The following is a 5,781-nucleotide window of genomic DNA, read 5'->3' on the forward strand; positions in this document are numbered from 1 at the left end:
AGCAATCATGCTGTCGAGCTGCCTGGCAGCCTCGGCGGGCCAATGCTTGAGCTCGGTGGCATAGGTTTCGAGGCTGAACAGCACGGACAGACTGAGAGCGACAGCTTTCGCAGCGAACTTCATGGCCGAATCTCCTGAAATGACCCAGAAACGCTAGTGCAACAATCCCTGCCAACAACCTTCGTTAGCGACCCCTATGCAGCTGTAAACGCCGCGTTCATTGCAATCCGCGACAGGCCGTTATTCCATAAACGACTATGCAAATTCCATTTGGGTATAAATTCGTTTGTTTTCAGCCTGTTAGCATTTCCGTTCGCAATCGCTCACAGAGGCGATGCCTCATCTGCTTTTTTCTGCTGGAGCTTCAATGAACCTGCCGCTGTCTCTTAACCTGCTGGCGTTCCTGGCCCTGCTGCTGGGCCTGGCACAAACCCGCCGCACCGACTGGAGCCTGGCCAAGAAGGTACTGCTGGGCCTGGTGCTGGGCGTGGTCTTCGGCCTGGCCCTGCATACGGTCTATGGTGCTGGCCACCCGGTGCTCAAAGCCACCATCGCCTGGCTTGACCTGGTGGGCAACGGCTATGTCGGCCTGTTGCAGATGATCGTCATGCCACTGATCTTCGCCTCGATCCTCAGTGCCGTTGCCCGCCTGCACAACGCGTCGTCGCTGGGCCGCATCAGCGTGCTGAGCATCGGCACCCTGCTGCTGACCACCGCCATTGCCGCACTGATCGGCATCGTCCTCACCAACCTGTTCGGCCTCAGTGCCGAAGGCCTGGTAGCCGGCGTGCAGGAAAGCGCGCGCATGCAGGTCATCCACAGCGACTACGCGGGCAAGGTCGCCGACCTCAACATCCCGCAGCTGCTGCTGTCGTTCATCCCCAGCAACCCGGTGGGTGACCTGGCACGGGCCAAGCCGACCTCGATCATCAGCGTGGTGATCTTCGCCGTGTTCGTCGGCCTGGCCGCATTGCAGCTGATCAAGGATGACGCCGAGAAAGGCGCACGCGCCTTGTCGGCCATCGACACCCTGCAGGCCTGGGTAATGCGCCTGGTACGGGTGGTGATGAAGCTGACCCCGTATGGCGTACTGGCCCTGATGACCAAGGTCGTGGCCAGCTCCAACATGGAAGACATCCTCAAGCTGGGCAGCTTCGTGGTGGTTTCGTACCTGGGCCTTGGGCTGATGTTCGTGGTGCATGCCATCATCCTGGCTGCGACCGGCGTGAGCCCGCTGCGCTTCTTCCGCAAGGTGTGGCCAGTGCTGACCTTCGCCTTCACCAGCCGCTCCAGCGCCGCCAGCATTCCGCTGAATATCGAAGCGCAGACTCGCCGCCTGGGCGTGCCACAGTCGATCGCCAGCTTCAGCGCATCGTTCGGCACCACCATCGGCCAGAACGGCTGCGCCGGGCTCTATCCCGCCATGTTGGCGGTGATGGTGGCGCCGGCGGTTGGCATCGACACCTTCGACCCGCTGTGGATCGCCACGCTGGTGGCCATCGTCACCCTGAGTTCGGCCGGGGTTGCCGGGGTAGGCGGCGGCGCCACGTTCGCCGCGCTGATCGTGCTGCCGGCCATGGGCTTGCCGGTTGAACTGGTGGCGTTGCTGATTTCCGTGGAACCGCTGATCGACATGGGCCGCACGGCACTGAACGTGAACGGTTCGATGACTGCGGGCGTGGTAACCAGCCAGTTGCTGAAAGAAACCGACAAGGACGTGCTGGCAGGCGATGAGCATGCCGAGCTGAGTCATTCCTGACGGGTGGCCGGGGCTGCTTTGCAGCCCCAATATCCAGTAACGCAATGACATGGGAAGCGAGCAACAGCTGGCTACGGGCGCCGCTATACTTCAGCCTGGGCTTTGCGAATACTCCGAGGGGAAGGACCTGCCCATGCACTCGCAAGACATGACCCAGGCCGAAGCCGAAGAGATTCGGGTTGAAGTCGCCAAGATCCGCGTCGAGGTGGACAAACTGATCGCCGAGACGCCCAAGCTGAATGCTGAAGCCGTCAAAATGACCCGCGAAACCTTCTGGTATCCGGTTGCCATTGCTGTCGGATTCGTCACCACGGTCGCTACTGTCACCGCAGTAATCATCAAGCTGCTCACCTGAGCGCCCCCGGTAAGAGCGGCGGTACGGCGATCCGATTTGCCCGCGAAGGGCTGCAAAGCAGCCCCGGCACCATCAAACCTTGTCCCAGACCTCGAAGTGATACCCAGGCTTCCCTTCTTCAGCCTGTGCCGCGCTCGAAGTCAGCTGCCACTGGCCCTGGTCAAACTCAGGGAACCAGGCATCTCCTGCCGGCGACAGTTCCACCCGCGTCAGGTACATGCGGCTGACCAGCCCCTTCTCCAGCGCCTGCCCATACAGCTGCGCCCCGCCAATCAGCATCAACTCATCGACTCCGTGCTCCCGCGCCCACTGCTCGGCCCGCACCAGCGCCTGCTCCAGCGAGCCAAACACTTCGGCCCCCGCCAGTTCCAGCCCCGGCTGGCGGCTGACGACGATATTCAACCGCCCGGGCAGCGGCCGGCCCAGCGAGTCCCAGGTCTTGCGACCCATGATGATCGGCTTGCCCAGGGTGGTGGCCTTGAAGTACTTGAAATCCCCTGGCAAGTGCCAGGGCATGGAGTTGTCGATGCCGATCACGCGGTTCTCGGCGTGAGCCGCGATCAGGCTGAGGGGGAGTGATGTATTCATGCGGGCGAGGATAGCACCGGGCGTGTGGGTTATGCTTCTGCCCTGACCTGTGCAATGGAAGACCTTGTGACTGCACCCACTCCACTGGACAAGCGCTGGCTCACCGAAGCGGTACGCCTGCGCGAGGAACATGCCGGCCCCCTGGAGGACCAGGAAGCCAACCGCCGCGCCCGCCAGGCAGGCGGCGACCTGGCGAGCCGCATCGAAACCCGGGCGCTGTTCCTGGCCGAACGCGACGGCATCACTACAGCCCTGCGTCACTGGAAACAGGGCGCGCGCCTGGCGCTACTGGCCTTGCTGCTGATGGCGATACTCAGCGGCGCCGGGCTGGCGCTGGCTGCGTTGGGTGACGGGCAGCGCCCGGTAAATGTGTTCTGGGCGCTGGGCAGCCTGCTCGGGCTGAACCTGCTTATGCTGCTGGGCTGGGCAATCGGCTTTGCCCTCAGCGGCGAGCATGGCGCAGGGCTGGGGCGCCTGTGGCTGTGGCTGAGCGAACGCTTTGCCCGCGACGCCAAGGCCGCGCACCTGGCGCCGGCGCTGCTGGTGCTGCTGCAGCGCCAGCGGCTCACCCGCTGGCTGCTTGGCCTGCTGGTACATGGCCTGTGGCTGCTGGCGATGCTCACGGCACTCGGCATGCTGCTGGCCTTGCTGGCCACCCGCCGCTACGGTTTTGTCTGGGAAACCACCCTGCTCGCGGCCGACCCGTTTATCCACCTGACGCAGGCCTTGGGCGCCCTGCCCTCGTTGCTGGGTTTTGCCGTGCCCGACGAGGCCATGATCCGCGCCAGCGGCGACACCCTGCCAGCCCTGGACCTGGCCCGCCAAGCCTGGGCCAGCTGGCTGCTAGGTGTGGTACTGGTGTATGGCCTGCTGCCGCGCCTGCTGTTGGCCGGGCTGTGCCTGTGGCGCTGGCGCCAGGGCAGCGAGCGCCTGACGCTGGACCTGAGCCTGCCGGGCTATGCGCAACTGCGTGAAGCGCTGATGCCCCGCAGTGAACGCATCGGCGTGCAGGATGCCGCGCCCGAAGCATTGCCTGAATTCGCCGCCGGCCAGCTGGAAAGCGGCAGCAGCGGTGCCCTGCTGGTCGGGCTGGAACTGGACGACCAACGCCCCTGGCCGCCTGCTCTGCCAAAAAGCGTGACCAACGCCGGTGTGCTCGACAGCCGCGAGTCGCGCAATCGCCTGCTCGAGCAGTTGAGCCGTTTCCCCCCGGCACGCCTGGCCATCGCCTGCGACCCACAGCGCTCGCCCGACCGTGGCAGCCTGGCGCTGCTCGCCGAACTCGCGCGCAACGCCGGCGCCACCCGTGTCTGGCTACTCCAGGCCGCACCCGGCCAGCCACTCGATGCCCAGCGCCTGGGCGACTGGCACGCAGCCCTCGACCGGCTTGGCCTGCCGCATGCCGATACTTCACCGCTGACCTGGCTGGAGCATGGCCATGACTGAGCCGCTGAAACTGGCCGTGGTCGGCCACACCAATGTGGGCAAGACCTCGCTGCTGCGCACGCTGACCCGCGACGTCGGCTTTGGCGAGGTATCGCACCGCCCCAGCACCACCCGCCATGTGGAGGGTGCGCGCCTGTCGGTGGATGGCGAACCCTTGCTGGAGCTGTACGACACTCCGGGCCTGGAAGACGCCATCGCCCTGCTCGACTACCTTGAACGCCTGGAGCGCCCGGGCGAGCGCCTGGACGGCCCGGCGCGCCTGGAGCGTTTTCTGCAGGGCAGCGAAGCGCGCCAGCGTTTCGAGCAGGAGGCCAAGGTACTGCGCCAGCTGCTGGCCAGCGATGCCGGCCTGTATGTGATCGATGCCCGGGAGCCGGTGCTGGCCAAGTACCGCGACGAACTGCAAGTGCTGGCCAGCTGCGGCAAGCCGTTGCTGCCGGTGCTCAACTTCGTCGCCAGCCACCAGCACCGCGAGCCGCAATGGCGTGAAGCCCTTGCCCGGCTTGGGCTTCACGCGTTGGTACGGTTTGACAGCGTGGCTCCGCCAGAGGATGGCGAGCGCCGTTTGTACGAGAGCCTGGCCCTGCTGCTGGAAGACGCCCGCCCGGCGCTGCAGCGGCTGATAGACGACCAGCAGGCGCAGCGCCTGGCGCGCCAGCACAGTGGCAAGCGCCTGATTGCCGAGCTGCTGCTGGACTGCGCAGCCTGCCGGCGTAGCGTTGACGCCGAGCCGGCAGCCGAGGCCAGGGCAATCGAGGCATTGCGCCAGGATGTGCGTCAGCGCGAACAGCGTTGCGTCGAGGCATTGCTCAAGCTGTATGCCTTCCGCCCCGAGGATGCCCATGCCAGCGATCTGCCTCTGCTGGATGGCCGCTGGGGCGATGACCTGTTCAATCCCGAAACCTTGAAGCTGCTGGGCGTACGCCTGGGTAGCGGTGTGGCGGCCGGTGCCGCTGCGGGGGCCGGGGTCGATCTGCTGGTCGGCGGGTTGACCCTGGGCGCCGCCGCGCTGGCCGGGGCGATAGCCGGGGGAGCACTGCAGACTGCGCGCAACTATGGGTCGCGGTTGATGGGCAAGCTCAAGGGCAAGCGCGAGCTGACCGTGGACGACACGGTATTGCGCCTGCTGGCCTTGCGTCAGCAACAGCTGATGGTGGCGCTGGATAACCGCGGGCATGCCGCGCAGAGCAGCATTCACTTGGGTGAGCTGGATGAAAAAGCCTGGCGCGAGGGCAAGTTGCCAGAGGCGCTGGTCAGGGCGCGGGCGCATCCGCAGTGGTCCACCCTCAATCCCGGGGCGAAGCTGAACCAGGCTGAGCGGCAGGAGCAGCTGGAGGCGTTGGTTTCACAATTTTGATCAACCAGTTCTGGCCCCTTCGCGAGTGAACCCGCTCCCGCAGCACTAATGCACATCCCTGTGGGAGCGGGTTCACCCGCGAACAGGCCAGACCTGCAAGGTGCAGGCTTACTGCTGGGCCACCTTCTCCGACTTGCCGTCATAGCGCTTGCGCCATTCGGCAAGGATCTGGTCACGGTTTTTCGAGGCCCAGGCGAAGTCGTTCTTGATCAGGCGCTGCTCATAGTCTGCCGGCAACTCGGTCTGCGGCTTGGCAATCCCCGGCGCGGCCAGCAC

The 5,781-nt window shown here is 65.3% G+C and carries 5 protein-coding genes and 2 pseudogenes; 4 read left to right on the forward strand and 3 right to left on the reverse strand.

Annotation, left to right across the window (positions count from 1 at the left end):
• Nucleotides 1-123 (reverse strand): annotated as a pseudogene (locus tag HP546_RS24660) (haloacid dehalogenase-like hydrolase); the annotation flags it as partial.
• A gap of 244 nt (nt 124-367) precedes the next feature.
• Here HP546_RS24660 and HP546_RS24665 point away from each other — a divergent pair.
• Nucleotides 368-1,759, forward strand: a complete 1,392-nt coding sequence (locus HP546_RS24665; protein WP_172230735.1) for an L-cystine transporter — start codon at nt 368-370, stop codon at nt 1,757-1,759.
• Nucleotides 1,760-1,907: 148 nt separating this feature from the next.
• Complete coding sequence (locus tag HP546_RS24670; protein ID WP_172230747.1) at nt 1,908-2,114, forward strand: hypothetical protein; 207 nt, start codon at nt 1,908-1,910, stop codon at nt 2,112-2,114.
• A 72-nt stretch (nt 2,115-2,186) separates the two neighbouring features.
• On the opposite strand, the gene HP546_RS24675 is transcribed toward HP546_RS24670, so the two are convergent.
• Complete coding sequence (locus tag HP546_RS24675; RefSeq protein WP_172230738.1) at nt 2,187-2,702, reverse strand: dihydrofolate reductase; 516 nt, start codon at nt 2,700-2,702, stop codon at nt 2,187-2,189.
• 54 nt (nt 2,703-2,756) lie between these two features.
• Between HP546_RS24675 and HP546_RS24680 the strand changes: the two genes are divergently transcribed.
• Nucleotides 2,757-4,148: a DUF2868 domain-containing protein gene (locus HP546_RS24680; RefSeq protein ID WP_172230741.1), complete on the forward strand. Its 1,392-nt coding sequence runs from the start codon at nt 2,757-2,759 to the stop codon at nt 4,146-4,148.
• Nucleotides 4,141-5,505 (forward strand): GTPase/DUF3482 domain-containing protein, encoded by a 1,365-nt coding sequence (locus tag HP546_RS24685; protein WP_172230744.1) that lies wholly within the window; start codon nt 4,141-4,143, stop codon nt 5,503-5,505. Before HP546_RS24680 ends, HP546_RS24685 begins: the two co-directional genes overlap by 8 nt.
• Before the next feature lie 108 nt (nt 5,506-5,613).
• On the opposite strand, the pseudogene HP546_RS24690 reads toward HP546_RS24685, so the two are convergent.
• A pseudogene (locus tag HP546_RS24690) lies at nt 5,614-5,781 on the reverse strand (putative 2-aminoethylphosphonate ABC transporter substrate-binding protein); the annotation flags it as partial.

It is taken from the genome of Pseudomonas sp. CM25, from assembly GCF_013179705.1.
GTDB lineage: Bacteria > Pseudomonadota > Gammaproteobacteria > Pseudomonadales > Pseudomonadaceae > Aquipseudomonas.